We start from the raw sequence: 25,428 nt of genomic DNA on the forward strand, positions 1-25,428 counted from the left end.
CGAATGACTCATTGCCCAGGATCAAGAGTTCAACCTGCCGGCACGCGAGGCCTAGAGACCGGCAGACACCTTGTCCGCTACCTCCTTGGGCAGCCAGGCCTGCCAGACCTGCGGATGCGCCTTGAGGAACGCCTCGGCGGCTTCACGGGGTGGCGTGCGCTTCTCGCTCATGTCGGCCAGGGCCTTGTTCAACGGTTCGATGGGTAAATCGACCTTGCTGAAGAACTCGGCGATGTCCGGGTGTTGCTTCTGGAACGGCGCGGATACGCCAATCGACAGTTTCGAGGCCAGTGAGCGGGTCGGCTTCGGGTTGGGGTTATCGGCGTCGGTCAGGGTTTTCCAGGCCTCGGCATCGAACGGTGGCTCTTGCAACTGCACCAGCTTGAAGCGCCCGAGCAGTGGCGTGGGCGACCAGTAGTAAAACAGGATCGGCTTGCCCCGGCGGATCGTCGAGCTGATTTCCGCATCCAGCGCCGCGCCCGAGCCGCTGCGAAAATTCACGTAGCTGTCAGACAAGCCATAGGCCTTGAGCTTCTGTTTGTTGACCACCTCGGAGGTCCAGCCAATGGGGCTGTTGAGGAAGCGGCCTTTGTCGGGGCTCTCCGGGTCCTTGAACACATGCTTGTAGCGCGCCAGGTCTTCGACACTGCGCAGGTCCGGCGCCAGGGGCTTGATGCCCTTGGCCGGGTCGCCCTTGATGACGTATTCAGGCACCCACCAACCTTCCGTCGCGCCTTTGACCGTATCGCCCAGGGCGATCACCTTGCCCTCGGCCTCGGCCTTGACCCACACCGGGCTGCGGCCGGCCCATTCCTCGCCGATCACCTGGATGTCGTTATTGGCCAGGGCGGTTTCCAGGGTAATGGTAGTGCCCGGCAATGTGTCGGTCTGCAACCCGTAGCCTTTTTCGACGATGATCCGCAGGATATCGGTGATCAGGCTGCCACTTTCCCAGTTCAAGTCGGCAAAGTGGATCGGCGCTGTGGCAGCCGACGCCGGAAGGGGTGAAACCAACACAGCGAAGGTGGCCCAGGCAGCCAGCCACTGTCGAACTCGTTTCATGCTTTGCACCTCATGCCAGATACCCCAATAGCTGAACGGCCCTGCGTAACCGAACGCAAGCCCTGAATAGTTCAGTCAATTGACTGTAGCCGAGGTTCCAGCGAGTTCTTGCGAAACTGTCACGGTTCAGGCGCAAAGGCTCTGAAACGGTCACTCACTGGCCTTGAAGGTCACCAGTTCGCCCTTGCGCCACTTGGCGGCCTTGGCGGTGACCGCCTTCAGGGTCTTGGTCAAGCCTTCTTGCAGTTGTTCGTTGGCCGCAAACACGGTCACCACACTGTGGCCTTCCTTGAACAAAATTGCCTGACCACCGGGGGTCGTGACGAAGGCGTAATCGCCCAGGCCATAGACCGTCAGCTTGATTTCGCGAAAGCGGATTTCAAACTTGCCACCTTCACGACTGGGCAACACCGCTGCGCGAAAATGATCGCCGACCTTGAGTTCGAGCCTGGGCTTGTCATCGACCACCAGCGCCGACTCGGTGTCGATTTCGGCGACATAAATACCTTCGGCGGTCTGCTCGGTGATGTAGACGAAACGTGACTGGAAGAGTTTGACCAGTTTTGCCCGCAGGTCACCAAGTACGAATAACGCATGCATGTCGAGATTACTTACTGCCAAGGAAACATCCCCATCTTTGAAAAAGGCCCGCCCTGCATAAAGGACGGACCACGAGAACCCGTGCCGACGGTAGTGTCGTAATGGACCTGTAACTGAGTTTCGAAGTGAACGGCGCGCCCTGTCCCGGGCCGAGAGCAGACTAAAGGTTGCCGCTCTCGCCGTCTTTCCCAGGAGATCGCCAGAGGCTGAAGGAAAAAGCCACTCTGAGCATCGGAAAAGATGGGACTACTAACTTTAGGGAAATTTCTCACTTAAAAAAGCATTTTTCTGACATCGAGCCCAAAAAAAATTGCTTTAGATAGGCGCAACCGTCCACACGACACTGCCGATTCTAGAGCAGCTGGAGGCGTGGAGACTACTCGAAATACCCGACAATTCGTCGGTAAACCATAGAAAAGGAATTCACATGACCTCTTTCACAACCCTGCCCCACCCCTGCCCACCTTGCATCGTTGATACAGCTGACACGTTTGACGGGGTCAATACCCTGCACCTTTCGTTGATTCAACCGCGTTATCGGGTCGTTTTGGCTGGCAGGTGTTTCTTTCACATTGAGGAAACATCGACTGGACGTGTAAGAGGATTCCGAACCGACCATAACGAAGCCTGCTACCTGGCCAGGCGTCTGGAAAGCAGCGCCTGAACTCATCTGTGCCCGTCCATGACTTAACTCAGCCGTCGACGGGCAACTGCTGCCATACTGCCCGCCCAGCGAAGCCGTCGCCCATCGACGGATCGCGCACCCACAGTATGACTTCGAGGAGAAGGCGCGACGTGACGGAATTTGATATCGGCGAATTTTTTATCCGGGGCGAAGCCAGAGAGGTCGAAGGCGAGTTCCAGGCCGTCATCGTTATGCGCGCCAAGCCACCCTTGACCACCGTCAGTTACCACCAGGTGGAGAAAGATCGCTGGTTCAAGACTGCGCAGATCGCTGCCGAGGCTGCCAGGGAAGCGGCCAAGGCATTGAAGGCCGCCGTGGACGAAGGGGCCTTGAACGCCTGATTCCAATCGAACTCCTGATGAGCGCTTGCCTCAGATAAAGGTAAGCACCGAGGCGCCGCGACGGCGCCCCACTCAAAGGAGACTTTCATGGAACAACCTTCCCACGATATCGAGACCCTGTTTGACCAACTGGGCCTGCCCTCCGACGGCAAGGCCATTGACGAGTTCATCATCGCCCACCCGCTGGCCCAGGATATCAAACTGGTGGAGGCCGATTTCTGGTCGGACCAGCAAAAAGACCTGCTTCGGGAATGGCTGCTCGCCGACGGCGAAGAAGCTTTGTTGGTGGACGAACTGAACGTGCGCCTGCACGGCGGCAAATAGTCTCAAAAGCCACCACCGCTTTTTTGTGGCGAGGGGCTTGCTCCCGCTGGGGTGCGCCCTGTAGGAGCTGTCGAGTGCAACGAGGCTGCGATCTTTCCCCAGGCACTTGAGTCCCAAGCGAAAGATCAAAAGATCGCAGCCTTCGGCAGCTCCTACACAAGCTCCCTCGCCAAAGGGTTGTGGCTGGATGGAAAACTCAATCACCAGGGATTGTGGTGGGCTGAAAATCCCACCACCTGTAATCAGGTCTATCGCGGCTTCTCGGGTTTGTAGCCCAGGCGCAAACCACCCCAGTGACGCCCCTTGAGCATGATTGGTACGGAAAGATCGTGCATCAACTCACCCGTGTCGCGGGTGTAGGTCTGGAGCAGCACCGGCTGCTGGTGGCTGCCGCAGCGGATCCCGGTGCGATCGGAGAATTTGCGCTTGGTGCGGTTATTCAGCGTGTCCACCTGGGGGTCGCCGGTCAGCGGCTGGCTGAAGACCTTGTTATGAGTCGGCACATAGCCCTGCTGGGTGCAGGCAATCGCAAACACCAGGCCCTCATGCCGGGTAAGCAAGGGCTCTTGGATCGCCGGCAGAACCTGGTCGGTGTAGCGGTCGAAGCGGGTCTGGTATTTGGCCGGCTGGGTATTGGGGATGGGCTGGTAGTTACGGTCGAACAGGTCCTCCAGGCTGACACGGCCCTGGTCGATGTCGGCCTCGAACTGCGCGGCGATCTGGCTCGCACCTTCGCGCGCCAGGTCGTAGACCCGTTGGTGATAATCGTCGAGGCCCACCTCGGCCAGGCGTTCGCTGATGGTTTCGGCCTGGCCTTCCATCTGCACGGCCGCCTCGGCCAGGCGCTGGGTCTGCTGGTCGCTGATGGACAGGTCGCCGCGCATCTGCTCGATGGCGTGGAACAGGCTGTCGAGTTGTTCGCGATTGGTGTCGGTGCCTTCGGCGATGGCGCTGACCTGGGTTTCGACGCCGGCGGCGAGCCGGGCGATGTTTTCCAGATGTTGGCCGGTGTGCTCGACCTGCTGCACGCCAATGTCCAGGTCAGCGGCCAGTTGACGGATCTGCTCCACCACCTGGGCGGTGCGCTGCTGGATGTCGGCCACCATCACCCCGACCTCGCCGGTCGCCGCGGCTGTGCGCCCAGCCAGGCCTCGTACCTCATCGGCCACCACCGCGAACCCACGGCCATGCTCACCGGCCCGTGCTGCCTCGATGGCCGCGTTCAGCGCCAGCAGGTTGGTCTGGCTGGCGATCGACTGGATCACCAGGCTGACCCGCTGGATTTCATCGCTGCGTACGCTCAAGGCTTCGATCAACTCGCGGCTGTCATTTGCGCGCTGGCTGAGTTGGTGCATGCGGCTGATGGATTCCACCAGCTCGCTGCGCCCGGCCACGCTGCTGCGATGGGCTTCGCTGGCGGCGCCCAGGGCCTGCTGGCTGAGTTGTGAAGTGGCCTGTTCGGTGGCGATCATCGATTCGGCATTGCTGACGATCTGCGCCGCCGCGTCGAGTTGGGACTGGACCTTGCCGGCCAGTTGCTTGACCGAATAGGCGACACCGGCCGCTGACAGCGCGTTATGGCTGGTGGTGTAGGACAGGTCGCGGGTCAGCTCGGCCAGGGTGTCGGTCGTAGGTGCGGGCGCCGCGGCCACGCGCGAACGCAGGCGCGGCAACCAGACGATGAGCATGACCAGCGGCAGGCCCAGGTACAGCGACCAGCCGCCCAGGGTCATGCCGCACAGCAGCAATGCCAGGGCGAGACTCTGCAAGGTCGGCGTCAGCCAGCGCGCCGTGCTTTTTGTCTCAGGTACCGAGGCCGGCACCGCCCCTGTCAGCGTTCGGTCTGTCGCCATGTTCGTCACCCACATTCTCGTTGTTATGACCGCATTAAACGCCACTACAGAGCCATTATCCATGGTCCATTAGTAGCGTTCTTGCAGCAGATCAACGGGAGTCGACGAACGAGCACCCACGAAAGCAAAAGATCGCGGCCTTCGTTAAAAGGTCGCGATCTTTTTGGAAAACGCGAATCAGGCCTGACGCTGGTGCTTGTCGATCTGTTCGTGACGTTCCTGGGCTTCGATGCAGTACTTGGTGGTCGGGCTGATCAGCAGGCGCTTGAGGCCGATCGGCTCGCCGCTGTCGTCGCACCAGCCGAAGCTGTCGTCGTTGATACGGTCCAGGGCCTGCTCCAGCTGAGGCAGCATGCGCTGGTCGCGATCGATGGCGTTGACCAGCCAGGTACGCTCTTCTTCTACGGAAGCAGCGTCCGCCGGGTCAGCCGGGGTGTCCAGGCTCTCAATGGCGATTCGGTTCTGTTCGATGCGCTCGTGGGTTTCGACTTTCATGTTCTGCAACAGCTTGGTGAAGAAAGCCAGCTGCTCGGCATTCATGTAGTCATCCGCCGGCATGGCCAGCAACTTTTCCTTTGTCATTGATTTCTCTATAAAAAAACGTGCATTAAGGCGAATTATGGAGCGTCCCGCAGCGCAGCTGCCGCGCTCATCAGGAAGGCGCCGTCTATTCCAAGCGCCACCCGGCACTCAATTTACGAGGGGCGGCAGTCTAAGGCCGAGTCGAGGCCTCAGCAACTGAAAACATAGGGAAAATGTCCGACAACCCCTTCAAATGTTCTCTGACAGGCTTTTGGCAGTCATCGGAGTGCGTTTATAACAAGAAATTCGGTGCAATAGCTGTATTAAGAAGACAAATGGCAACGCCACGCGGGTCAGGCGTGGCGCTTTGTCGCAACTTCTTGGGTGTCAGCGCTTGAGTTTGCGCTTGTTGCGGTACTGGTCGATGACCACCGCCACCACGATGATCAGCCCCTTGATGATGTCCTGGATGTAGGCATCGACCCCGACGAAGGTAAAACCGCTGGCCATCACCCCAAGGATCAGTGCCCCGATCACAGTCCCGGTGATGCGCCCCACCCCGCCCGCCAGGCTGGTGCCGCCGATCACCGCCGCGGCAATCGCGTCCAGTTCATAGGACATGCCCATGCCCGCCTGCCCGGTCGCCGCCCGCGCCGAGGCCACCACGCCGGCCAACCCGGCCAGCAGCCCGGCGATGCTGTAGACGATCACCAGGTGACGCTTGACGTTGATGCCTGATGTGCGCGCCGCCTGCATGTTGCCGCCGATAGCGTAGGTGTACTTGCCATACTTGGTGTAGCGCAGGGCAATGTGGAAGATCACTGCCGCCACCAGGAAGATGATCACCGGCATCGCGCCATGGCCGATGGCGGTATAGGAATCGGACAGCATGCTCACCGGCTGGCCTTCGGTGTAGTAGCGCGCCAGGCCACGGGCCGACACCATCATGCCAAGGGTGGCAATAAAAGGAGGGATGCCGGTGATGGCAATGATGCTACCGTTGATCGCCCCGGCCAGCAGCCCTACGCCGAGCCCCGCCACCACCGGTATCCACACCGGCAAGTCCGTCAACGAGGGAAACACCGCCCGGGTGAAGTCAGAAGTCTGGGCCAGGCTGGCGGCAATCATCGCCGACAGCGCCAGCACCGAGCCGGACGACAAGTCGATACCCGTGGTGATGATCACCTGGGTCACACCGATGGCCAGCAGGCCGATGATCGACACTTGCAGGATCATCAGCACCAGGCGCTGGGAGTTCATCAGGAAACTCTGGTCGCGCACGATCCAGCCGAACATCTCGAAGACCAGGCCGATACCGATCAGCACCAGGAAGATACTCAGTTCCGTCGGCAGTCGCCGGCGCGCCCTGGCCGGTGCTGCCGCGGGTTTGTTTTCCAGTATCGCGTTCATAACCATTCACCTTTTTTATCTGCGGCGAGGGAGCTTGCTCCCGCTGGGTTCTGTAGGAGCTGGCGAAGCCTGCGATCTTTTGATCTTTCGCTTGGGACTCAAGTGCCTGGAGAAAGATCGCAGCCTCGTTGCACTCGTCAGCTCCTACACCGTTCTACAGACCCAGCGCGAGCCTGCTCCCTCGCCACGGGATTATTTCTCGACGTTATTGATCCGGACGACGGGCATCAGGACAGGCCCGAGGCCAATTGCATGACTCGTTCCTGGGTCGCTTCGCTGCGGTCGAGGATGCCCATCAGGTCGCCTTCGTGCATCACCATGACCCGGTCGCTCATGCCCAGGACTTCCGGCAGTTCCGAGGAAATCATGATCACCGCCATGCCTTCGCTGGCGAGGTAGGAAATCAGCCGGTAGATCTCGGCCTTGGCACCGACATCGATGCCACGGGTCGGCTCGTCAAGGATCAGGATGCGCGGGTTGGTCATCAGCCAGCGGGCCAACAGCGCTTTCTGCTGGTTACCGCCGGACAAGGTGTCGATGCACTGTTCCAGCGACGGGGTCTTGACCCGCAGCTTCTTGCACATGTCCTCACACAAGGCGCGCAGGGCTTTCTGCTGGATGAAGCCGTTGCCCACGTAATGGGGCAGCACGGCCATCTCCATGTTTTCCAGCACCGACAGGCATGGGAACAGGCCACTGAGCTTGCGGTCCTCGGTCAACAGCGCGAAACCTTTTTCGATGGCCATGTGCGGGTCGCTGATGCGCACCGGTTGGCCGTCCAGCAGGATTTCGCCGCCGGTACTCGGGGTCACGCCGAAAATCGCCTCGGCCACGTTGGTCCGGCCCGAGCCCATCAACCCGGCGATGCCCAGGATCTCCCCGGCATGCAGGTCGAAGGACACCCCTTTGAAGATACCGTCCAGGCTCAGGTCGCGCACCGACAGCACCAAATCGCCGATAGGTTGCTCGCGTACCGGGAACAGCTGGCTCAGTTCACGCCCGACCATCATCGAAATCAGGCTGTCGCCGTCCATGCTGTCGGCCCGTTGCAAGCCGATGTAGGCACCGTCGCGAAACACCGCCACTTCATCGGCGATGGCAAACACCTCGTTCATTTTATGGGTGATGTAGATGATGCCTTTGCCTTGGGACTTGAGGTCGGCAATGATCGAGAACAGGTGGGCGACCTCGGTCTCGGTAATGGCCGAGGTCGGCTCGTCCATGATCAGGATGTCGGAGTCGTAGGACACGGCCTTGGCAATCTCCACCATCTGCCGCTCGGCGATGCTCAGGTTGCCCACCTGCTCCTCGGGGTCGAGGTTGATGCGCAGGCGCTCCAGCAGCCGGGCGGTGCAACGATGCATCTCGCCATGGTCAACCATGTGCAGGCCGTTGAGCTGTTCGCGACCGATCCAGATGTTTTCGGCGATGCTCATGTGGGGCATCAGGTTCAGTTCCTGATGGATCATCGCGATGCCGGCCTGCAAGGCCGCCAGCGGCGTGTCGAACGTCACCGGCGTGCCGCGCAGGCGCAGTTCGCCGGCGTCCGGCTGGTAGATACCGGCGATGATCTTCATCAAGGTGGATTTGCCTGCGCCATTCTCGCCCATCAGGGCCAGCACGGAACCGGGGCGTACCCGCAGTTGTACATCGGACAGGGCCACCACGCCGGGAAAGCCTTTGCTGACATTGACGACTTCCAGCAGATACGGCTCATCAGGTATTACGTCCGGCCGGAAAGTCATCGCCGGGGCGCTCGAAGCAGTCGCTGAAGCGAACATGATCAGGTACTCCCTCGGCAAGGTCGGCGTTGCAACCTTGCCTGTTTATTGTTGTGGTGGGACCGGTGCGTCAAACGTCACTTGAACTGATCGACGTTTTCCGGCGTGATCAGGCGGTACGGCACCCAGACGGACTGTTCGACCGCTTGTTTCTTGACCATTTTCACAGCCGTATCGATCGAGCCGTCGGCCTGGCCCTTGGCGTCCTGGAACACCGAGACCGCCATGTCGCCTTTCTTGATGGCGTTCAAGCCGTCCGGTGTGCCATCGACCCCGGCAATCAATACGCTGCCCTTCTTGGTGCCCGCTTGCTTGAGGGCCATGGCGGCACCGATGGCCATCTCGTCGTTGTTGGCCACCACGGCATTGAAATCGCGGCCCTGGGTCAGCCAGTCGTTGACCAGGGTCATGCCCTTGTCCCGGGACCAGGTGCCCGTCTGCTCCTGCTCGATCTTGATGTCAGGGTATTTGGCCAGGACTTCCTTGACGCCCTTGGTGCGGTTGGTGGTGGAGTTATTGGCCAGGTCACCCAGCAGGATCACGATGTCGCCCTTGCCGCCCATCTTGTCGGCCAGGTATTGCATCTGCATGCGGCCGGCTTCCAGGTCATCGGAGGCCACGGTGACCACGCCTGCTGGCAACTTCGGATCATCCGGACGGCGGTTGACGTACACCAGCGGGATACCGGCAGCCACGGCGGCCTTGGTGATACGCTGGGTCGCGGCAGTGTCCACCGGGTTGACGATGAGCGCGTCGACCTTCTGGCTGATGAAGTTTTCCACCTGGCTCAGTTGCTTGACCACGTCACTGCGCGCGTCTTCGAACTGCAGGGTGACGCCGTCCGGCAAGGACTTGGCTTTCTTGTCCATGGATTCGCGCAGGTAAGTCAACCAGGTGTCATCGAACTGGGACATGCTGACGCCGATCTTCAGGTCCGCCAGGGCAGCGCCGCTGGTGAGCATCAACGACAGGGCCAGCGAGGCGATACGGGTCTTGGTCTTCATGAACGATCTTTCTCCACTTTTTTGTTGGTTTTATGGATAAGGCGTGACGGATCAGGAACGGGGCAAGGGCACGATGGGCGCGCCGGGCATGCAACACACCACGGCGCCCTTACGCTGGATACACAGGGATTGGAACAGGGGAAGGACGGCGGACAGGCGCAGCAGATGTGGCAGGTCAAACGCAGAGCGGCTGAAGGTTTTCATCGACGGTACCTAGCTGTGTTTCTTGTTTTTGTTTCGTCTGTCATCCGTTCAAGGCTGGCTTGGCGGGAGACAGACAGGATTGTCGGTAACCTGGAATCGACTTTATTGGAAAATATTTTCCATATCAACTCATTTTAGAATTTTATTCGTTTTTCATTCCATGACCGACAGGCGTGGACAACCGCACCACTTCGCCCTGCTCGGCACTCTGCCTGGCAGCGTCAAGGATGCGTGTGGTTGCCAGTGCATCACGGCCCTCCACCGGCAGCGGACCAGCACCCTGCAACGCGGTTTGCAAGTGTTGGTAGAACGCCAGCCAACAGCCACGCTCCGAGGTCACCCGCTCGCGCTCGGTGCCGTGTTCGAACCAGCCCCAGCGCCGATGCTCCTCAGCGCCCCAGCGTTCACCCTCGGTCGCCGGGCTCAACCCGGCCAGCGCCTGAGCCTCCTGCCCATCCAAGCCTTCGACGGTGTAGCAACCCTGGGTGCCGCTGACCCGAAAGCGCGGGCGCGCTGCGTTCTGCACACAGTTGCCGCTCAAGTGGGAAATCACGCCGCCGGCATGGGTCAAGGACAGGAAGAAGCCGTTGTCGAACACCTGGTCCGCCTGCCGGTAGTCCAGCTCGGCGTAGACCCGCTCCACCGGCCCGAACAGTTGCAGCGCCTGGTCTACCAGGTGGCTGCCCAAGTCGCGCAGGAACCCGCCACCGCTGCCTTTGCCGACCGAGGTCGGCGAGTAGCGCTCGACGCTGGATTCAAAACGAATGACCTGCCCCAGGGCGCCGGAAGCCAGCAGTTTGCGCAAGGTCAGGAAGTCCGAATCCCAGCGACGGTTCTGGTACACGCTCAACGGCACGTTGCGTTGTTCGGCGGCGACCACCATTGCCTCGGCTTGCGCTGCATCCCAGGCAAAAGGCTTGTCGCTGACCACCGCCACGCCGAGGTCGATGGCTTGCATCACCACCTCCGGGCGGCCGTCCAGCGGCGTGGACACCACCACCGCATCAACGCCGGCGGCGACCAGTTGTTCGAGGGAGTCGAAGGCTTGGACGTGCGGATAATCATTCGCCAGTTGCTGGCGCCGCTCGGCAGACCGGGTCACCACGCCGACGAACGTGGCCCCGGGCAGACTGCTGATCAACGGCGCATGAAAAAACCGCCCGCCCTTGCCGTAGCCCACTAGTCCGATTCGCATGAAAGCTCCTTAGATCACGGTTTGAATGCAGTCCCTGTGGGAGCTGAGCTTGCTCGCGATAGCGGTGGATTAGCTTGCATTGATGCTGAATGTGCCGCCGTCTTCGCGAGCAAGCCCGCTCCCACATTGGGGTTGTGGTTAGCCGTAGAAACGCGGGCGCTCGGGCAGGTCGACCTTGACGATCTGCCCATTCTGCTGCGCTTGGACACAGGCATCCGCCGCCACGGCAGCGGCAAAACCATCCCAGGCCGACGGCCCGCCCACCTGCCCGGCGCGCACGCCGTCGATGAAGGCCTGCAATTCGACGTCGTAGGCCGCGATGAAACGGTCCTTCCAATCCATCAGGATCGCATTCGACAACTTGGCGCCACTGCGCAATTGCACCTGGGACGGTTCCGGCAGCTTGGCGATGCCGGTCTCCCCCACCACTTCGCACTGGATGTCGTAGCCGTACTGGCAGTTGACGAACACTTCGACGTCGATGCGCGTGCCCCGGGCGGTTTCCAGCAGGATGATCTGCGGGTCGCGCAAGTGGGCCAGGGCCTTGCTGGTCTTGCGCGGAAACACCACCTGCACCGACACGAAGTCATCGGCCAGCAGCCAGCGCAACACATCCAGCTCATGGATCAAGGTGTCGGTGATCGCCATGTCGGTCTTGTAGTTTTCACCCACGCTTGGGTTGCGGTGGGCGCAATGCAGCATCAGCGGTTCGCCGATCTGGCCGCTGTCGATCACTGCCTTGAGCGCGCGATAGCCTTCATCGTACGGACGCATGAAACCGACCTGCACCAGGCGTTTGCCGTGGGCGATTTCGGCCTCGACGATCTTGCGGCAACCTTCGGCCGTGACCGCCAGGGGCTTTTCACAGAATACCGGTTTGCCCGCTGCAATCGCCGCCAGCACGAACTCTTCATGGCTCGGGCCCCAGGAAGTGACGAGGATCGCCTCCACCTCCAGCGCCTTGATCAATGCGTGACCGTCGGGGTAGACCTCGGCGGTCAGCTTGAGATCGGCAACGACCTTGGCCGCTTGTTGCAGGTTGATGTCGGTCACCGCCACCACCTGGCTGTTGAGCAAGGTCTGGCTGCAGCGACGGATATGGTCCTGGCCGATGGCCCCGGCGCCGATGACGCCCAGCTTCAAAGACATGAAAAACTCCTTTCGTAGTGTTGGGGCAATCAGTATTGACGGGCCTTGGCCAGTCGTTCATTGAGGGTCTTGGCGACGGCATCGGTGCGGGCGCTGGTGGACACTTGCGCCACGCCGACCCGCCACCACGACAGGTATTTGTGGATCATGGTCTTGGGCAGGACCTTGATGTCGATCAGCGTCGAGACGCTCTGGCGCCGCGCATCGGCCAGGGCCGCGTGCAGTTCGTCGAGGGTCTTGACCTTGTAGGTCTTGCAGCCATAGGCCGCGGCACTCATGGCGAAGTCCACCGGCACGAAACCGCCGTCGAGCTTGCCGGAGTCCGGGTTGCGGAAGCGGAACTCGGTGCCGAAGCTGTCCATGCCGTGTTCCATTTGCAGGTTGTTGATGCAACCGAAGGTCATGTTGTCCAGCAACACCACATTGATCTTGCGACGTTCCTGGATCGAGGTCGCCAGTTCCGAGTGCAGCATCATGTAGGAGCCATCACCCACTAACGCGTAGACCTCTTTGTCGGGCTCGGCGAGTTTCACCCCCAGCGCCGCATTCACTTCGTAGCCCATGCACGAATATCCGTACTCGACGTGGTAGGTGTTCACGCCCTTGCTGCGCCAACTGCGCTGCAAGTCACCGGGCAGGCTGCCAGCGGCGGCGACAATGATGGCGTCATCGGCCAGGGTCTGGTTGAGGGTGCCGAGCACGCGGCTCTGGGTCAGGCAGGAGCCGGTGAGTTCGATGAACTCGCGAAACACCGCCGGGTCCATGTGGTCGTTGATTTCCGGGACGAAATTCTCGGCCTGGAAGTCCGCTTGATAGATCCGGTCCACTTCGGCGTCCAGCTGGGCCTTGGCATCGGCGATCTGTCCTCCCCATTCGGCGCGATAGTCGCCCATCGCGGCAGACAGTGCCTGCAGCCCCGAACGGGCGTCGGCCAGCAGTTGCACGCCATCGAGCTTCAAGGCATCGCACGGGCTGATGTTGAGGTTGAGGAACTGCACATCCGGGTGCTGGAACAGCCATTTCGATGCCGTGGTGAAATCGCTGTAGCGGGTGCCGATGCCGATGATCAGGTCGGCCTTCTTGGCCAGCAGGTTCGCCGCCAGGCAACCGGTCTCACCGACACCGCCGACATTCAGCGGGTGACTGGACACCACCGCACTCTTGCCCGCCTGGGTCTCGGCGAACGGAATGTCGAAGCGTTCGGCAAAGGCCTGCAACGCGGCGTTGGCACCGGCGTAGCGCACGCCGCCGCCACAGATGATCAACGGCTGGCGCTTGCCCTTGAGCAACGCCAGGGCATCGTCGAGCATCGCCTCGGTGGCCGGGCGACGCTCAATGCGATGAACCCGCTTTTGCAGGAAGTAATCCGGGTAATCGTAGGCTTCGGCTTGCACGTCCTGGGGCAGCGCCAGGGTCACCGCGCCGGTTTCGGCCGGGTCGGTCAGTACGCGCATCGCATGGATCGCGGCGGTCATCAATTGCTCGGGGCGGTTGATGCGATCCCAGTATTTGCTCACGGCCTTGAAGGCATCGTTGGTGCTGATGCTCAGATCATGGAACTGCTCGATCTGTTGCAGCACCGGGTCTGGCTGGCGACTGGCGTAGACGTCGCCGGGCAACAACAGCAATGGGATACGGTTAGCCGTCGCGGTGGCAGCGGCGGTCAGCATGTTCGCCGCGCCAGGGCCGACCGACGAACTGCAGGCGTAGATCTTGCGCCGCAGATGCTGCTTGGCAAAACCGATGGCGGCGTGGGCCATGCCCTGCTCGTTGCGGCCCTGATGGACCACCAGGTCGCCGCTGTCCTGCTCCAGCGCCTGACCCAGGCCCAGCACGTTACCGTGGCCGAAAATGGTAAAGACCCCGGCGACGAACTTGCTCTGGACGCCATCGACTTCGATGTACTGGTTATCGAGGAATTTCACCAGGGCCTGGGCCATGGTCAGTCGTGTTGTGGTCATGCTTGCACCTTTTCAAACGCAACTCGGTCAAGTGTGGGAGCGGGCCCGCTCCCACAAGGGGATCTTCATCAGCTCGAAAACAGGGTCAGGCCTGGCAGCTTTGCAGGTGGTTCATGCTCGCTCCCAGCGCCTGGCGAATGTCGGCCAGTTCATGGACGCTCTCGGCAAACGGCTCGAAAGACAGGTAGCCCGCATAACCACCAGCCCGCAGCGCCTCGATCTGCGCTGCGTTGCCGAGGATGTCGGCCTCGCCCACCAGCACCCGGTGACCATCACGGATCGTTGCCAAAGGCGCCTGGGCATCCTCGACGCCGGAGATGTGCACCAGCCCGGTCAACTCGGGGAAGAGTTCCTGTTCACCGGCCAAATGATGGTGAAAGGTGTCATGCACCAGGCGGAACACATCCAGCCCACCCATACTCTTGATCGCTTCCACCGCCGTGCGCTTGCGGCGCAGCGAACACTCTTCGAAACCCAGGGGTTCAATGAACCCGTAGATGCCGAAGGCGCGCAGGATCGGCGCCAGTTCACTGAGGGCCGTACGCAGCCCCGCCGCGCGTTCAGCCTCGCTGCGCGGGTCGGCGCGATCATTGAGCGGGCACATCACCAGCCCCTCGGCGCCGCATTCGCGGGCGTAGTCGGCCAGCCGCACGGCCTGGGCACGCCGCTCTTCGTTCCACACGTCAAAGGGATACAAGGCGTTGATCGACAGCACCTTGATGCCGCGCGCCTCGCACAACTCACGCACCCGAGCCGGCGGCATGCCGTCTTCGATCTCGACGCCCTTCAGATCGTTGCGGATCTCGATGGCATCGGTTTTCAACGCCAGGGCCAGGTCGATGAAAGCAGGCAGTGACAGGCGTGGCGCAACCATTCGGTTCAAGGCAAAACGCAGGGGCTTGTTCATTGTTGTTCTCCCTCCGGCACTTATAAAAAGATTATTGGGCTGTCGGCATGCTGAACTCAGGGCCCTTGGCGATGCTGTCGGGCCAGCGTTGCATCACGCTCTTGTAGCGGCTGTAGAAGCGCAGGCCTTCTTCGCCGTAGGCATGGTGATCGCCGAACAGCGAACGCTTCCAACCGCCAAAGGAGTGCCAGGCCATGGGCACCGGAATCGGCACGTTGATGCCCACCATGCCGACCTTGATGCTGCGGGCGAACGCCCGGGCAATGCCGCCGTCACGGGTGAAGCAAGACACGCCGTTGCCGAACTCATGGGCGTTGATCAGCGCCACCGCCGTGGCGAAATCCGGTACGCGAACGATCCCCAGCACCGGGCCGAAGATTTCTTGCTGGTAGATGCTCATCTGGGCGGTGACCTGGTCGAACAGCGTCGCGCCGACAAAGAACCCCTGCTCGGCCCCAGGCACCTTGAAGCCACGGCCATCGACGATCAGGCGAGCCCCTTCGGCGACGCCAGCGTCGATGAAACCTTCCACCTTGGCCTTGTGCTCGGCAGTGACCAGCGGGCCCATGTCGGTGCCGGGCTGCTGGCCGTTACCGATTTTCAGTTGGTCAATGCGAGGCAACAATTTGGCGATCAATTCATCGCCCACATCGCCCACCGCCACAGCGATGGAAATCGCCATGCAGCGTTCGCCGGCCGAACCGTAGGCTGCACCGATCAACGCATCCGCCGCCTGGTCCAGGTCGGCGTCAGGCATGACGATCATGTGGTTCTTGGCCCCACCCAGGGCCTGCACGCGCTTGCCGTTCGCCGTGCCCTGCTGGTGGATGTATTCGGCAATCGGCGTGGAGCCGACAAAGGAAATCGCTTCGACGTCCGGGTGCTGCAACAGTGCATCCACCGCCACCTTATCGCCTTGAACGACGTTGAACACGCCGTCCGGCAAGCCGGCTTCCGTCAGCAAACGGGCCATCAGCAAACTGGCGGACGGATCGCGCTCCGAAGGCTTGAGGATGAAGCAGTTGCCAGTGACCAGCGCCAGGGGAATCATCCACAACGGCACCATCACCGGGAAGTTGAACGGCGTGACCCCGGCACAAACGCCCAGGGGTTGGCGCAGGTTCCAGTTGTCGATGCCGCCGCCGATGTTGTCGCTGAAATCAGTCTTGAGCAGGTTCGGCGCACCACAAGCGTACTCGACAATCTCGATGCCGCGGGTAACTTCGCCGTGGGCATCGGACAGCACCTTGCCGTGTTCACGGCTGATGATCTGCGCCAGCTCGTCGTGGTGACGGTCCAGCAGTTCCTTGAACTTGAACATCACCCGCGAACGACGCAATGACGACTGCTCGGACCAGGCCGGGAACGCCGCCAGCGCCGAGGCCACCGCCGCGTCGACGGTGCCCGGCTCGGCCAGGGCCACCCGGGCCTGCACCGCGCCGGTGGCCGGGTTGAAGACATTGCCGAACCGCGTGCTGTCGCGGTCCTGCACGTGGCCGTTGAGGTAATGGCCGACTACCGGGGCGTCACTCATTGTGCGTGTTCTCCGTGCGAATGTTGGAAATCAGAGGTCCAGCAGCCAGCTGTGCTGCGGATCGTTATGGAACTGCCAGACCCGCTTCGGGCCGGCCATGACGTTCAGGTAATACGACTCGTACCCGTAGGGCACGCTGACCGGGTGGTAACCCTTGGGCACCACTACCAGGTCGCTGTTCTCCACGGCCATGGCCTGGTCGATGCTGCGGTCGTCGGTGTAGACCCGCTGGAACACGAAGCCTTGGGACGGGTTGACCTGGTGGTAATAGGTTTCCTCCAGGAAGCTCTGGTGCGGCAGGTCGTCGGTGTCGTGCTTGTGCGGTGGGTAGCTGGAGGAGTGTCCCGACGGCGTGCGCACTTCCACCACCAGCAGTGAGTGGGCCGGCTCGCTGTCGGGCAGGATGTCGCAGACATAACGGGTGTTGGCGCCCTTGCCGCGCACGCTGCGCTTCATGCTGTCCGGGCGGATCAACCGTGGGCCATGGCTGTGCTGCGCAGACCCCGGCGCGGCGCACACGGCAATCTGTACATCGCTCAACGCGGTGACCTGGGCCTGGCTGCCGGGCGGTAGGTAAGCGGCATACGGTGACTTGTCCTCGAACACCGACTGGCGATCGCCGAGGTTGTCCCAATCGAAGGCCCCCTGCCCTGGTGCTTCGCCCTTGAGGCTGATGCGCCCGCTGAGCAGCACCAGGCACAACTCCTTGTCGCCGGCGGCCACCGGCAGGGTTTCACCGAGGCTCAGGCGATAGGCGGCGAACCCGACGTATTCCAGCTCACCTGCCGGCAACTGGACCATGGTTCGACCACTGGAATGGCTCTTGATCAACAGGCTCATGACGGACTCCTTTCTTGCAGCAAGGCACGCAGCGTGTCGTAGCCCTTTTTGGCGTAGGCATAACTCGGCGCCACGGCCGGATCCTGCTCGGCTTCCACCACCAGCCAGCCTTGGTAGTCGGCGGCCAGCAGCACATCGAGCAACGCGGCGAAGTCGATGTCACCGTCCCCCGGCACAGTGAAGGTGCCGTTGATGATGCAGTCGGGGAAACTCCAGAGGTTATTGCGCGCCAGTTGCACCACTGGTTTGCGCACGTCCTTGAAGTGCACATGGCAGACCCGCTCGATGTGTTTGCGCAGCACCTGCAACGGCTCGCCACCGCCCATGTAGCAGTGGCCCGAGTCGAACAGCAGGCCCACTTCGCTGCCGGTCAGGGCCATCAGTTTGTCGATGTCCGTGGGCGACTCGACGTAGGCGCCCATGTGGTGGTGATAGGCCAGGCGCACACCTTGGGACAAAGTGAAGCGCGCCAGTTCGGTGAGCTTGTCAGCGTAGGCTTGCCAGGCTTGATCCGTATGGAAACGCGGCCGCTCGATCAGTGAAATGCGTTGGCCTTGAATGGAATCGGCGACTTCACCATAGACCAGCACCTTGGCGCCGTTCTGTGCCAGCAGTTCGACGTGGCTGGCGATGGCGTCGATCTCCTCGGCCGCCGAACGCCGGGCCAGGCGACTGGAATACCAGCCGGAAACCAGCGCCAGGTCATAAGGCCGCAGCACATCGCCGACGCCCTTGGCGTCCTTGGGGAATTTGCCGTTGAGTTCAAAACCTTCGTAGCCGATTTCCTTGCCTTCACTCAGCGCCGTGCTCAACGGCGTCTCGCCGCCCAACGACGGCAAGTCGTCGTTGCTCCAGGAAATCGGGTTGATGCCAATTCGAATAGCGGGCATGGCTGCACCTTTTATTGTTGTCTCTAATGTTCAACCGATCACCTGTGGCCAGAGATTGCTCCCGCTCGGCTGCGCCCTGTAGGAGCTGTCGAGTGCAACGAGGCTGCGATCTTTCCAATACCAATTGAGTCGAGAGCGAACGATCAAGATCAAAAGATCGCAGGCTTCGCCAGCTCCTACAGCGTCCTGCGGGAGCGAGCTCCCTGCCACACAAGCCTGCACAGTCATCAATCCCGCGCGGCACGCCACGCCTCGATCAACTCCACGAACCTGCCCTGCACCTGCCGGATCAGCGCTTCATCATCGATTTCCCCGGCCAGCCAGGCCCGACTCGGCTCCTGGAAGATCGTGCGGCCCACGGCAAAACCGCGGCAGGTGGTGCTCTGACTGGCCTGGCGGAAGCCTTCGGCCAAGGCAGAGGCCGGGGCGTTGAGGCCCAACAGGACCACGCCGCGGCAATACGGGTCGCGTTGCTGGATCAGCTCATCGAGCTGTTTCCATTGCTCCGCGCCCTGGGCTTCGATCTTCCACCACGCCGGAAAGATACCCAGGTTGTAGAGGCGTTTAAGGGCGCGATAGAGCACGTCCGGGTGCGGCGATGGATGATCCTTGGGCGGAATGACTTCCAGCAGCAATTCATGGCCGCTGACCTGGGAGGCCTTGTACAACCCCATCAATTGCGCTTCCTGCTCCAGGCGCAGCAGCGGTTCGTCGTCAGGGTGAAATTGCACCAGGCACTTGATGATCTGTTCCTGTGGCCAGGCGATCAGGTTGCTGCCAATGGAGCGTCCGTGTTCGAACGCCAGTGGCCGCGAACCCTGCACTTCTACCGGTCGCGCCACCCACCAGCCACGTCCGGTGGCAGCGTTCAGCGAGTCCTGGCCGAAACGTTGGTCGGCCAGCAGACCGACGTCGGCCTCGATGCCTTGGCGCTGCAGGTCGGCTTCGACCCGCTCTACCGCCTGGATGAACAATTGCTTGAGTTCGCCGATGCTGCTCAACTCACGGCCACCCTTCTGGGCCAGTTCCACCAGCTGCCAGCGATGGTCGAAAGCAAAGACGAACAGTTGTTTCCAGGCCTTGCGGGGCACGCTGACCTGATGCAACCGTTGCAGCACGGCGTCCTGGTCCGGCCGGGTGATGGGCACCGGGCTCTTGAATAAATAGTCGAGCTCGGCCCGGGTCGGCATCGCCGGCGCACAGGCATGGCGCGACACCACCAGGCCGCCGCAGGCATTGGCCAACTGACAGCAGCGCTCATCGCTGGCGTCCTCCAGCCAACCGGCGAGGAACCCCGACATGAATGCATCACCGGCGCCCAATACATTCAAGACCTCGACCCGGACACCTGGGTAAAGGGCGCCGTCTTCAAGGCGGGCCGGGATAGCGCCATGGATCACCGTGCAACCTTGCGGGCCAAGCTTGACCACCAGGGTCGCCGCCGTCAGCGAGCGCACGGTGCGCAAGGCGCTCAGCAGGTCTTCGCTGCCGCCCGCGATCAGGAATTCTTCTTCAGTGCCGACAATGAGGTCGAAACGCGGCAGGATGCCTTGCACATGCTGGCTGACCTTCTGGTCGGCCACAAAGCGGGTTTCCCCATCGGCCTTGCCCGCCAGGCCCCAGAGCACCGGCCGATAATCGATGTCCAACACGCATTTGACATTGTGCTTCTGGGCGTAATCCAGCGCCTGGATGCTGGCCTTGTACACGCCATCGGTAGAGAAATGGGTGCCGGTGATCAGCAGCGCCTTGCTGGAAGCGATAAAGGTTTCGTCGATGTCTTCGGCGCGCAGCGCCATGTCGGCGCAATTTTCCCGATAGAACACCAGGGGAAAGGTTTCCCGGTCCTTGATACCCAGCAGGACCATGGCCGTCAGGCGTTCGGGATCGACCTTGATGCCGCTGACGTCGCAGCCCTCGCGCGTCAGGGACTCCACCAGGAAGCGGCCCATGTGGTCATCCCCTACCCGGCTCAACATCGCCGACTTGAGCCCCAATCGCGCCGTGCCGAAAGCGATGTTGGCAGAGGAACCGCCCAGGTATTTGGCGAAGCTTGCGACATCTTCCAGGCGCGCGCCGACTTGCTGCGCATAGAGGTCGACACCCAGGCGTCCCAGGCAAATCACATCCAATTGACGCCCACCGGCAAAACGAGTCTGGCCCATGCTGGCTCCTGTTATTTTTATCAGCCTGCGCTTGTCGCCGAAACCGGCGCCAACGCTGTTGGTGGATGCAGACTAAAACGAGCAGCGCGCAACAATCAATAATTATTCTATAAATTTTTTATGTGGAATATTTTTTCCAATAGACCATGACCCAAGCGAGCCAGACGCAGTGCATCGTTTCAGCAGAGGCGGCAACATTTGTCCGCCCATGATTTTCCCTGCGCCTACGCTGTAGACTGCGACCAGCCAACCTATTGTCGAGGGCCGGCCTTTTTCCGGGCCGCCCTAAAAGAACAAGCCAGAAGGATTTTCTATGACCCGCCCCGATGATCTGCCGGCGCCGTCCGAGAGCGCGTCCGAACCCGCCCTCCCGAGCCCACCGATCAATGCCGAGCGCCTGTTGCAACTGATCACCGATGAGTACGAAAGCCTGCCGCGCCAGCTCAAACGCATCGCCAGCTACATGAGCCAGCAGAGCGACCGGATCATGGTCGACCGCATCAGCGACATTGCCCGGGAATGCGAAGTGCACCCCTCGGCCATCGTCAGGTTCTCCCAGCGCTTTGGCTTCAGTGGGTTCAGCGAAATGCAGGCGTTGTTCCGCGAGGCCTACACCCACAAGACCACCCCGGTGCAGAACTACCAGCAGCGCATCCGCAGCATGATCGCCAACAAGTCGCAGAAGGCCAGCGGCGGCGACCTGGCTCGCGAGTGCGTCAATGCGACCCTGTCGGGCATCGAGCGCCTGGGGTTGGAACTGGACGACCAGGCGTTCGAAAAGGCCGTGGACCTGGTGGTCAACGCCGACAACATCTATGTAGTGGGCGTGCGCCGCTCATTCGCGGTCGCCGATTACCTGGTCTACAACCTGCAACACACCAATAAACGCATTCACCTGGTGTCCGGCCTGGGCGGCAGTTACCGCGAGCAGATGCGCAGCGTGCGCGCCAACGACCTGGTCATCGCCATCAGCTTCACGCCCTACGGCAAGGAAACCCAGCACTGCCTGCGCATTGCCCAGCACCACCAGGCCAAGACCCTGATCATCACCGACAGCAACCTGTCGCCCCTGGCCAAACGGGCCAACGCGGTGTTGCTGGTCAACGAAGGCAGCTCGTTCGCCTTCCGTTCGTTGAGTGCCACGCTGTGCCTGTGCCAGGCGTTGTTCATCGCCGTGGCTTACCGACTGGAACTCAAGGTCGATGAAATCCATGAACAGGTCGGGTTCGAGGATTAACACCCGCAAGACTTTCTAAAGGAGAAGTCATGAAACTGATCGGCATGCTGGACTCGCCCTACGTGCGACGCGTCGCCATTTGCGCCAAGTGCCTGGGCGTTGCCCTGGAGCACGAGTCCGTTTCGGTGTTCAGGCATTTCGAACAGTTCCAGCGCATCAACCCGGTGGTCAAGGCCCCGACCCTGGTGCTGGACGACAGCAACGTGCTGATGGACTCCACATTGATCATCGACTACCTCGAGGCCTTGGCCGCGCCGGGCAAAAGCTTGATGCCGGTCGACCTTGGGCAACGGCTGCGCTCACTGCGCCTGATTGGCTTGGCCCTGGCGGCGTGCGAGAAGTCGGTGCAGATCTACTACGAACGCAACCTGCGGCCGACAGAGATCCAGCACGCCCCCTGGGTTGAACGCGTGGAAGGCCAATTGGCGGCGGCCTATGGAATGCTGGAACAGGAGCTGGAGAAACAGCCGTTGGGCACCGATGGCACACTCGATCAGGCCGGCATCACCGTGGCAGTGGCCTGGAGCTTCACCAACCTGGTGGTGCCGGACCAGGTGCAGGGCAAGGCTTTCCCGTTGATCAGCGCGTTTACGGCTTATGCCGAAGGGTTGGAGGCGTTTGTCGGTACGCCGATGGAATAATCGGTTGTGAACAAAAACCCCTGGGGGTAACCAGAGTACCTGTGGGAGCAAAGCTTGCTCCCACAGGCTCGCACACAGTTTGTTTTCGGGTGACTGTGGGATATGTGTTCCCCACAGAGTTTCTTCAGGCCAGTTCCATTTCCTGGGGCTTTACTGTCGTCGCCACCTCGAAGCGATCTTCCAGGAACGGGGTAATGTCCAGCGGCAACGGTTCGTTGTTCACCAGCTTGTCCAACAGTACCCCGGTGATGGCCGAGGTCAGGATGCCGGTGCGGAAATGCCCGCAGGCGTTGAGATAGCCTTGCACCCCGCGCATCGGCCCCAGGATCGGCAATTCATCAGGTGACCCCGGGCGCAGGCCGGCCCAGGTCCGCTTGAGGTTGATGTGGGCCAGTTGTGGGATGCACCGCACCGCGCCTTGCACCAACCCTTCGATCTCCGGATAGGTCGTGGTCACGTCGAAGCCTTTGTCTTCGGTGGTGCTGCCGATGAGGATTTCACCGTTGTCTTTCTGCGCCACATAGCAGTCGCTGGTGGTCAGGCAACCGTTGAGGATCTTGGGCATGCGCTCGGTCAGCAGGATCTGCCCCTTGACCGGCTTGACCGGAATCCGCACGCCAGTGGCCTGCTCACTCAAGTCCGCCGCCCAGGCACCGGCCGCGTTGATCAGGGTCCGGCAGTTGAACGTCCCCGCCTCGGCGGTTTCCACGCCTGTGACCCGCGTGCCGCTGCGCAGCACCTCGGTCACGCTGGTGTTGAAGAACAAGTCGACACCGTTCTGCCGGGCGCCTTCGGTGTAGGCGTCGGCCAGGCGGAACGGGCTGACCTGGTGATCGCAGAGAAACTCCAGCGCCCCCAGGGCCTCATGGCTGACATTCGGCTCCGCCTCACGCAGGGCAGCCTGGTCAAGCCAGCGCACCTGGTCTGCCAGGTGGGGAATGCAGGCGACGATGTGCTCGGCGTACAAGCGGTCTTCGTCGTCGTAGATCACGAACTTGAGCCCGGTCTCCTCGAACTTGAAGTCCATGCCATGGTTGTCGATCAATTCGCGGTGCAACTGCGGATACATCGCGTTGGACTGCAAGGCGAAATCAAAGAACGACTGGGGCAGGATGTGCGGCGTACTGGCATCCACCGCCACGGCGGCGCCCTGGGCCTGGCGCTTGCGGTTGGCCGACATCATGCGAAAGAAGATCACTCCGCAACCCAAGCCCACCGACTCGCCAATGGCCCACAGGCCACCTGCCGAGGCACGGGTCGCATTGCCGGGGCGCTTGGCGTCGATCAGGGCGATCTTCAGGTGTTTGCGCTTGGACAGTTGATAGGCACACGAGGCCCCGATCACACCGCCGCCAGCGATGACCACGTCATAGTCCTTAATCATGGGAAACGGCCTCCATACCGACATTCTGGAACGCTGAAAAGGGAATCGGATCGATGGGGAAACGCGGCCGCAGCCAGCCCACGTCGGCACGCCCGGTGGCTTCACGCAAGCGGTCACTGCAATAGCCGACGCACATCCGCCCCTGGCAATCGCCCATGCTCACGCGGGTGCGCATCTTCAGGCTGGCCATGTCCTGCACGCCTTGCTCCAGCGCCCGGTCGATGTCGGCACGGGTGGCGTGCTCGCAGCGGCAGATCACCGTATCGGCGGCCGGCAACGCGGTTTGCCCGGCGCCACGCTGGGTGTAGCGATCCACGGCGGCGCGAAAGCGAATGATCCGCTCCAGTTGTGCCTGGTAGCGCTCCCGATGCGCCAGGGCGGTAGACGGGTCCAGCACGTTGCGTTGCATCAGGATCGACAGCGCCGCGATGCGCCCGCTCAGCATGGCGGCTTCACCGCCGCGAATCCCGCCCATGTCGCCAGCCAGGTGAATGTGCGCTTCGCTGCTTTGTTGCCAGGCATCGGACACGGCCCGCAAATAGCCGTCGTCGCTGAAGCCATGTTCCAGGCCCATCTGTTGGCTCAATTGAGTCCGCGGGATAAACCCGTAGCCGACTGCCAGCGTCTGGGCTGGAATCTGTTCAGCGCGTTTGAGGTCGGGCTCCCAGGTACTGGAATACGGCGCGACGGTCACATGGCTCAATTCACCTTCCCCGTCAGCCTGCACCACGCCCCAGCCATAGCGCACGGGAATGCGATTGAGCTTGAGGTAAGCCAACATGCTCAAGCCGTCGAGAAACAGTTGCGGCTTGTTCAGCAACGCCAGGCTTTCCTTGGCGATCCGGCCGAACGCACAAGCCTCATACACACCCGCCACCGCCACGCCCGATGCGTGCAGTTGGCAGGCCACCAGTGGCAACAACGGACCGGTGCCCGCGATCACCACTGGGCTCGGCGGCTTGACCACACCGCTCTTGATCTGCAATTGCAGGCCGCCGAGCATCATCACGCCCGCCAGGGTCCAGCCAGGAAACGGCACGCTGCGTTCATGACAACCGGCCGCCAGGACCAGATGGGAATAGGCGACCTCGCCCAGGCGCTCGTCGGCATCGAGCAGCATCAGCGCCCGGAAGCCTTCGGCACCGATGACACGGCTGCTCAATCGCACGTCGATCAGGCCGGCGTGGCGCTGGTATTCTCCGTGGAGTTTCTCCAGGGCTTCGCTGTAGCGCGGGCCCAGGTAATCCAGGCGCACACCATCACGCAGCGGCCCGCGATACACCACGCCACCCAGGCGCGGCGCTTCTTCGAGCAAGGTGCAGCGCACGCCGTGGGAGGCCAGTTCAATGGCCGCGGCCATGCCCGCCGGCCCACCGCCGACAATCACCGGATCGAGGTTCATGGCGCCTCCGTTTCGGTGATGCGGTTGACCCGGGTTTCGATCTGCATGCCAGGGCGCACCAGGGTCTGGCAGGCGCGGCGCTTGTGGCGACCGTCGATCTTGACCAGGCAGCATTGGCACACGCCCATGCCGCAATAGGCACCGCTGATCTGGTCGTGGTCGTTGCGGGCCACCTGGCGTTGTCCCAGGGACTGGATGACGGTGAGGACGGTTTCACCGTGGGCAGCGCCGACAGCCTGCCCGTCCAGGCGTACCGTCATGTCGGCCTGTGGCAGCGGCTGGATATCGAATTTTCGGCGTAGAAGGTCTGAAGGTTGCATGATACTGCTCTTCCTTG

General features: G+C 61.7%; 24 protein-coding genes. 5 read left to right on the plus strand and 19 right to left on the minus strand.

Annotated features, from left to right (window positions below; genetic code table 11):
• Nucleotides 1-51 precede the first annotated feature (51 nt).
• Nucleotides 52-1,062, minus strand: a complete 1,011-nt coding sequence (locus AC09SL_RS08845; RefSeq protein WP_058543314.1) for an ABC transporter substrate-binding protein — start codon at nucleotides 1,060-1,062, stop codon at nucleotides 52-54.
• A 150-nt stretch (nucleotides 1,063-1,212) separates the two neighbouring features.
• Nucleotides 1,213-1,662, minus strand: a complete 450-nt coding sequence (locus AC09SL_RS08850; RefSeq protein WP_003202850.1) for a hypothetical protein — start codon at nucleotides 1,660-1,662, stop codon at nucleotides 1,213-1,215.
• A gap of 427 nt (nucleotides 1,663-2,089) precedes the next feature.
• On the opposite strand from AC09SL_RS08850, the gene AC09SL_RS08855 reads away from it, so the two are divergent.
• The 3 genes from AC09SL_RS08855 (at nucleotide 2,090) to AC09SL_RS08865 (ending at nucleotide 3,012) form a co-directional block, all read left to right on the plus strand.
• Nucleotides 2,090-2,326 (plus strand): hypothetical protein, encoded by a 237-nt coding sequence (locus tag AC09SL_RS08855; protein WP_116641999.1) that lies wholly within the window; start codon nucleotides 2,090-2,092, stop codon nucleotides 2,324-2,326.
• Nucleotides 2,327-2,457: 131 nt separating this feature from the next.
• On the plus strand, nucleotides 2,458-2,688 hold the full coding sequence (locus tag AC09SL_RS08860; RefSeq protein ID WP_058543315.1) for a hypothetical protein: 231 nt from the start codon (nucleotides 2,458-2,460) through the stop codon (nucleotides 2,686-2,688).
• Nucleotides 2,689-2,775: 87 nt separating this feature from the next.
• Nucleotides 2,776-3,012, plus strand: a complete 237-nt coding sequence (locus tag AC09SL_RS08865; RefSeq protein ID WP_058543316.1) for a DUF2789 family protein — start codon at nucleotides 2,776-2,778, stop codon at nucleotides 3,010-3,012.
• Nucleotides 3,013-3,260: 248 nt separating this feature from the next.
• Here the strand turns inward: AC09SL_RS08865 and AC09SL_RS08870 are convergent, their stop codons facing one another.
• From AC09SL_RS08870 to AC09SL_RS08935, 14 genes are all read right to left on the minus strand, one after another.
• Nucleotides 3,261-4,928: a methyl-accepting chemotaxis protein gene (locus AC09SL_RS08870; protein WP_413468822.1), complete on the minus strand. Its 1,668-nt coding sequence runs from the start codon at nucleotides 4,926-4,928 to the stop codon at nucleotides 3,261-3,263.
• Between the two features lie 114 nt (nucleotides 4,929-5,042).
• Nucleotides 5,043-5,447 (minus strand): TraR/DksA family transcriptional regulator, encoded by a 405-nt coding sequence (locus AC09SL_RS08875; RefSeq protein WP_003202859.1) that lies wholly within the window; start codon nucleotides 5,445-5,447, stop codon nucleotides 5,043-5,045.
• A gap of 327 nt (nucleotides 5,448-5,774) precedes the next feature.
• Complete coding sequence (locus tag AC09SL_RS08880) at nucleotides 5,775-6,797, minus strand: ABC transporter permease (protein WP_058546132.1); 1,023 nt, start codon at nucleotides 6,795-6,797, stop codon at nucleotides 5,775-5,777.
• Between the two features lie 227 nt (nucleotides 6,798-7,024).
• Nucleotides 7,025-8,578 (minus strand): sugar ABC transporter ATP-binding protein, encoded by a 1,554-nt coding sequence (locus AC09SL_RS08885; RefSeq protein WP_058546133.1) that lies wholly within the window; start codon nucleotides 8,576-8,578, stop codon nucleotides 7,025-7,027.
• Between the two features lie 77 nt (nucleotides 8,579-8,655).
• The gene (locus AC09SL_RS08890) at nucleotides 8,656-9,582 is read right to left on the minus strand and encodes a sugar ABC transporter substrate-binding protein (protein WP_058546134.1); all 927 of its coding nucleotides are present in this window, start codon (nucleotides 9,580-9,582) and stop codon (nucleotides 8,656-8,658) included.
• A 51-nt stretch (nucleotides 9,583-9,633) separates the two neighbouring features.
• Nucleotides 9,634-9,786, minus strand: coding sequence for a hypothetical protein (locus AC09SL_RS08895; protein ID WP_165826021.1), 153 nt, complete (start codon nucleotides 9,784-9,786; stop codon nucleotides 9,634-9,636).
• Between the two features lie 142 nt (nucleotides 9,787-9,928).
• Entirely contained in the window at nucleotides 9,929-10,981 is a 1,053-nt protein-coding gene (locus AC09SL_RS08900; RefSeq protein ID WP_058546135.1) for a Gfo/Idh/MocA family protein, read from the minus strand.
• 138 nt (nucleotides 10,982-11,119) lie between these two features.
• The gene (gene iolG, locus AC09SL_RS08905) at nucleotides 11,120-12,130 is read right to left on the minus strand and encodes a bifunctional inositol 2-dehydrogenase/D-chiro-inositol 1-dehydrogenase (protein WP_064106907.1); all 1,011 of its coding nucleotides are present in this window, start codon (nucleotides 12,128-12,130) and stop codon (nucleotides 11,120-11,122) included.
• Nucleotides 12,131-12,159: 29 nt separating this feature from the next.
• Nucleotides 12,160-14,091 carry a 3D-(3,5/4)-trihydroxycyclohexane-1,2-dione acylhydrolase (decyclizing) gene (iolD, locus tag AC09SL_RS08910; RefSeq protein WP_058544490.1) on the minus strand — a complete coding sequence of 644 codons (1,932 nt, stop codon included), beginning with the start codon at nucleotides 14,089-14,091 and terminating at the stop codon, nucleotides 12,160-12,162.
• 85 nt (nucleotides 14,092-14,176) lie between these two features.
• A complete protein-coding gene (locus AC09SL_RS08915; RefSeq protein WP_058544489.1) occupies nucleotides 14,177-14,998 on the minus strand; it encodes a TIM barrel protein in 822 nt (273 codons plus the stop codon).
• A gap of 31 nt (nucleotides 14,999-15,029) precedes the next feature.
• Nucleotides 15,030-16,532, minus strand: coding sequence for a CoA-acylating methylmalonate-semialdehyde dehydrogenase (locus AC09SL_RS08920; RefSeq protein ID WP_058544488.1), 1,503 nt, complete (start codon nucleotides 16,530-16,532; stop codon nucleotides 15,030-15,032).
• Nucleotides 16,533-16,562: 30 nt separating this feature from the next.
• On the minus strand, nucleotides 16,563-17,372 hold the full coding sequence (gene iolB, locus AC09SL_RS08925) for a 5-deoxy-glucuronate isomerase (RefSeq protein ID WP_058544487.1): 810 nt from the start codon (nucleotides 17,370-17,372) through the stop codon (nucleotides 16,563-16,565).
• A complete protein-coding gene (iolE, locus tag AC09SL_RS08930; protein WP_058544486.1) occupies nucleotides 17,369-18,262 on the minus strand; it encodes a myo-inosose-2 dehydratase in 894 nt (297 codons plus the stop codon). Before iolE ends, iolB begins: the two co-directional genes overlap by 4 nt.
• Before the next feature lie 227 nt (nucleotides 18,263-18,489).
• Complete coding sequence (locus AC09SL_RS08935) at nucleotides 18,490-20,427, minus strand: bifunctional 5-dehydro-2-deoxygluconokinase/5-dehydro-2-deoxyphosphogluconate aldolase (protein WP_058544485.1); 1,938 nt, start codon at nucleotides 20,425-20,427, stop codon at nucleotides 18,490-18,492.
• A 313-nt stretch (nucleotides 20,428-20,740) separates the two neighbouring features.
• Between AC09SL_RS08935 and AC09SL_RS08940 the strand changes: the two genes are divergently transcribed.
• Nucleotides 20,741-21,664: a MurR/RpiR family transcriptional regulator gene (locus tag AC09SL_RS08940; protein WP_003202885.1), complete on the plus strand. Its 924-nt coding sequence runs from the start codon at nucleotides 20,741-20,743 to the stop codon at nucleotides 21,662-21,664.
• Between the two features lie 29 nt (nucleotides 21,665-21,693).
• The gene (locus AC09SL_RS08945) at nucleotides 21,694-22,305 is read left to right on the plus strand and encodes a glutathione S-transferase family protein (RefSeq protein WP_058544484.1); all 612 of its coding nucleotides are present in this window, start codon (nucleotides 21,694-21,696) and stop codon (nucleotides 22,303-22,305) included.
• A gap of 124 nt (nucleotides 22,306-22,429) precedes the next feature.
• Here the strand turns inward: AC09SL_RS08945 and hcnC are convergent, their stop codons facing one another.
• The 3 genes from hcnC to hcnA are packed head-to-tail and all read right to left on the minus strand — an operon-like array spanning nucleotide 22,430 to nucleotide 25,411.
• Nucleotides 22,430-23,689, minus strand: a complete 1,260-nt coding sequence (hcnC, locus tag AC09SL_RS08950; RefSeq protein WP_058544483.1) for a cyanide-forming glycine dehydrogenase subunit HcnC — start codon at nucleotides 23,687-23,689, stop codon at nucleotides 22,430-22,432.
• The gene (gene hcnB / locus AC09SL_RS08955) at nucleotides 23,682-25,091 is read right to left on the minus strand and encodes a cyanide-forming glycine dehydrogenase subunit HcnB (protein ID WP_058544482.1); all 1,410 of its coding nucleotides are present in this window, start codon (nucleotides 25,089-25,091) and stop codon (nucleotides 23,682-23,684) included. The genes hcnC and hcnB overlap by 8 nt, the downstream gene beginning before the upstream one ends.
• A complete protein-coding gene (gene hcnA, locus AC09SL_RS08960; protein WP_058544481.1) occupies nucleotides 25,088-25,411 on the minus strand; it encodes a cyanide-forming glycine dehydrogenase subunit HcnA in 324 nt (107 codons plus the stop codon). Before hcnA ends, hcnB begins: the two co-directional genes overlap by 4 nt.
• Nucleotides 25,412-25,428: the final 17 nt, after the last annotated feature.

The sequence above is a fragment of the Pseudomonas sp. PF05 genome (assembly GCF_056521845.1).

Coding starts and splice junctions, on each gene's coding strand:
- AC09SL_RS08845 (WP_058543314.1), bottom strand. CDS start 1,062: ATGAAACGAGTTCGACAGTGGCTGGCTGCCTGGGCCACCTTCGCTGTG.
- AC09SL_RS08850 (WP_003202850.1), bottom strand. CDS start 1,662: ATGCATGCGTTATTCGTACTTGGTGACCTGCGGGCAAAACTGGTCAAA.
- AC09SL_RS08855 (WP_116641999.1), top strand. CDS start 2,090: ATGACCTCTTTCACAACCCTGCCCCACCCCTGCCCACCTTGCATCGTT.
- AC09SL_RS08865 (WP_058543316.1), top strand. CDS start 2,776: ATGGAACAACCTTCCCACGATATCGAGACCCTGTTTGACCAACTGGGC.
- AC09SL_RS08870 (WP_413468822.1), bottom strand. CDS start 4,928: ATGGATAATGGCTCTGTAGTGGCGTTTAATGCGGTCATAACAACGAGA.
- AC09SL_RS08875 (WP_003202859.1), bottom strand. CDS start 5,447: ATGACAAAGGAAAAGTTGCTGGCCATGCCGGCGGATGACTACATGAAT.
- AC09SL_RS08880 (WP_058546132.1), bottom strand. CDS start 6,797: ATGAACGCGATACTGGAAAACAAACCCGCGGCAGCACCGGCCAGGGCG.
- AC09SL_RS08885 (WP_058546133.1), bottom strand. CDS start 8,578: ATGTTCGCTTCAGCGACTGCTTCGAGCGCCCCGGCGATGACTTTCCGG.
- AC09SL_RS08890 (WP_058546134.1), bottom strand. CDS start 9,582: ATGAAGACCAAGACCCGTATCGCCTCGCTGGCCCTGTCGTTGATGCTC.
- AC09SL_RS08895 (WP_165826021.1), bottom strand. CDS start 9,786: ATGAAAACCTTCAGCCGCTCTGCGTTTGACCTGCCACATCTGCTGCGC.
- AC09SL_RS08900 (WP_058546135.1), bottom strand. CDS start 10,981: ATGCGAATCGGACTAGTGGGCTACGGCAAGGGCGGGCGGTTTTTTCAT.
- iolG (WP_064106907.1), bottom strand. CDS start 12,130: ATGTCTTTGAAGCTGGGCGTCATCGGCGCCGGGGCCATCGGCCAGGAC.
- iolD (WP_058544490.1), bottom strand. CDS start 14,091: ATGACCACAACACGACTGACCATGGCCCAGGCCCTGGTGAAATTCCTC.
- AC09SL_RS08915 (WP_058544489.1), bottom strand. CDS start 14,998: ATGAACAAGCCCCTGCGTTTTGCCTTGAACCGAATGGTTGCGCCACGC.
- AC09SL_RS08920 (WP_058544488.1), bottom strand. CDS start 16,532: ATGAGTGACGCCCCGGTAGTCGGCCATTACCTCAACGGCCACGTGCAG.
- iolB (WP_058544487.1), bottom strand. CDS start 17,372: ATGAGCCTGTTGATCAAGAGCCATTCCAGTGGTCGAACCATGGTCCAG.
- iolE (WP_058544486.1), bottom strand. CDS start 18,262: ATGCCCGCTATTCGAATTGGCATCAACCCGATTTCCTGGAGCAACGAC.
- AC09SL_RS08935 (WP_058544485.1), bottom strand. CDS start 20,427: ATGGGCCAGACTCGTTTTGCCGGTGGGCGTCAATTGGATGTGATTTGC.
- AC09SL_RS08940 (WP_003202885.1), top strand. CDS start 20,741: ATGACCCGCCCCGATGATCTGCCGGCGCCGTCCGAGAGCGCGTCCGAA.
- AC09SL_RS08945 (WP_058544484.1), top strand. CDS start 21,694: ATGAAACTGATCGGCATGCTGGACTCGCCCTACGTGCGACGCGTCGCC.
- hcnC (WP_058544483.1), bottom strand. CDS start 23,689: ATGATTAAGGACTATGACGTGGTCATCGCTGGCGGCGGTGTGATCGGG.
- hcnB (WP_058544482.1), bottom strand. CDS start 25,091: ATGAACCTCGATCCGGTGATTGTCGGCGGTGGGCCGGCGGGCATGGCC.
- hcnA (WP_058544481.1), bottom strand. CDS start 25,411: ATGCAACCTTCAGACCTTCTACGCCGAAAATTCGATATCCAGCCGCTG.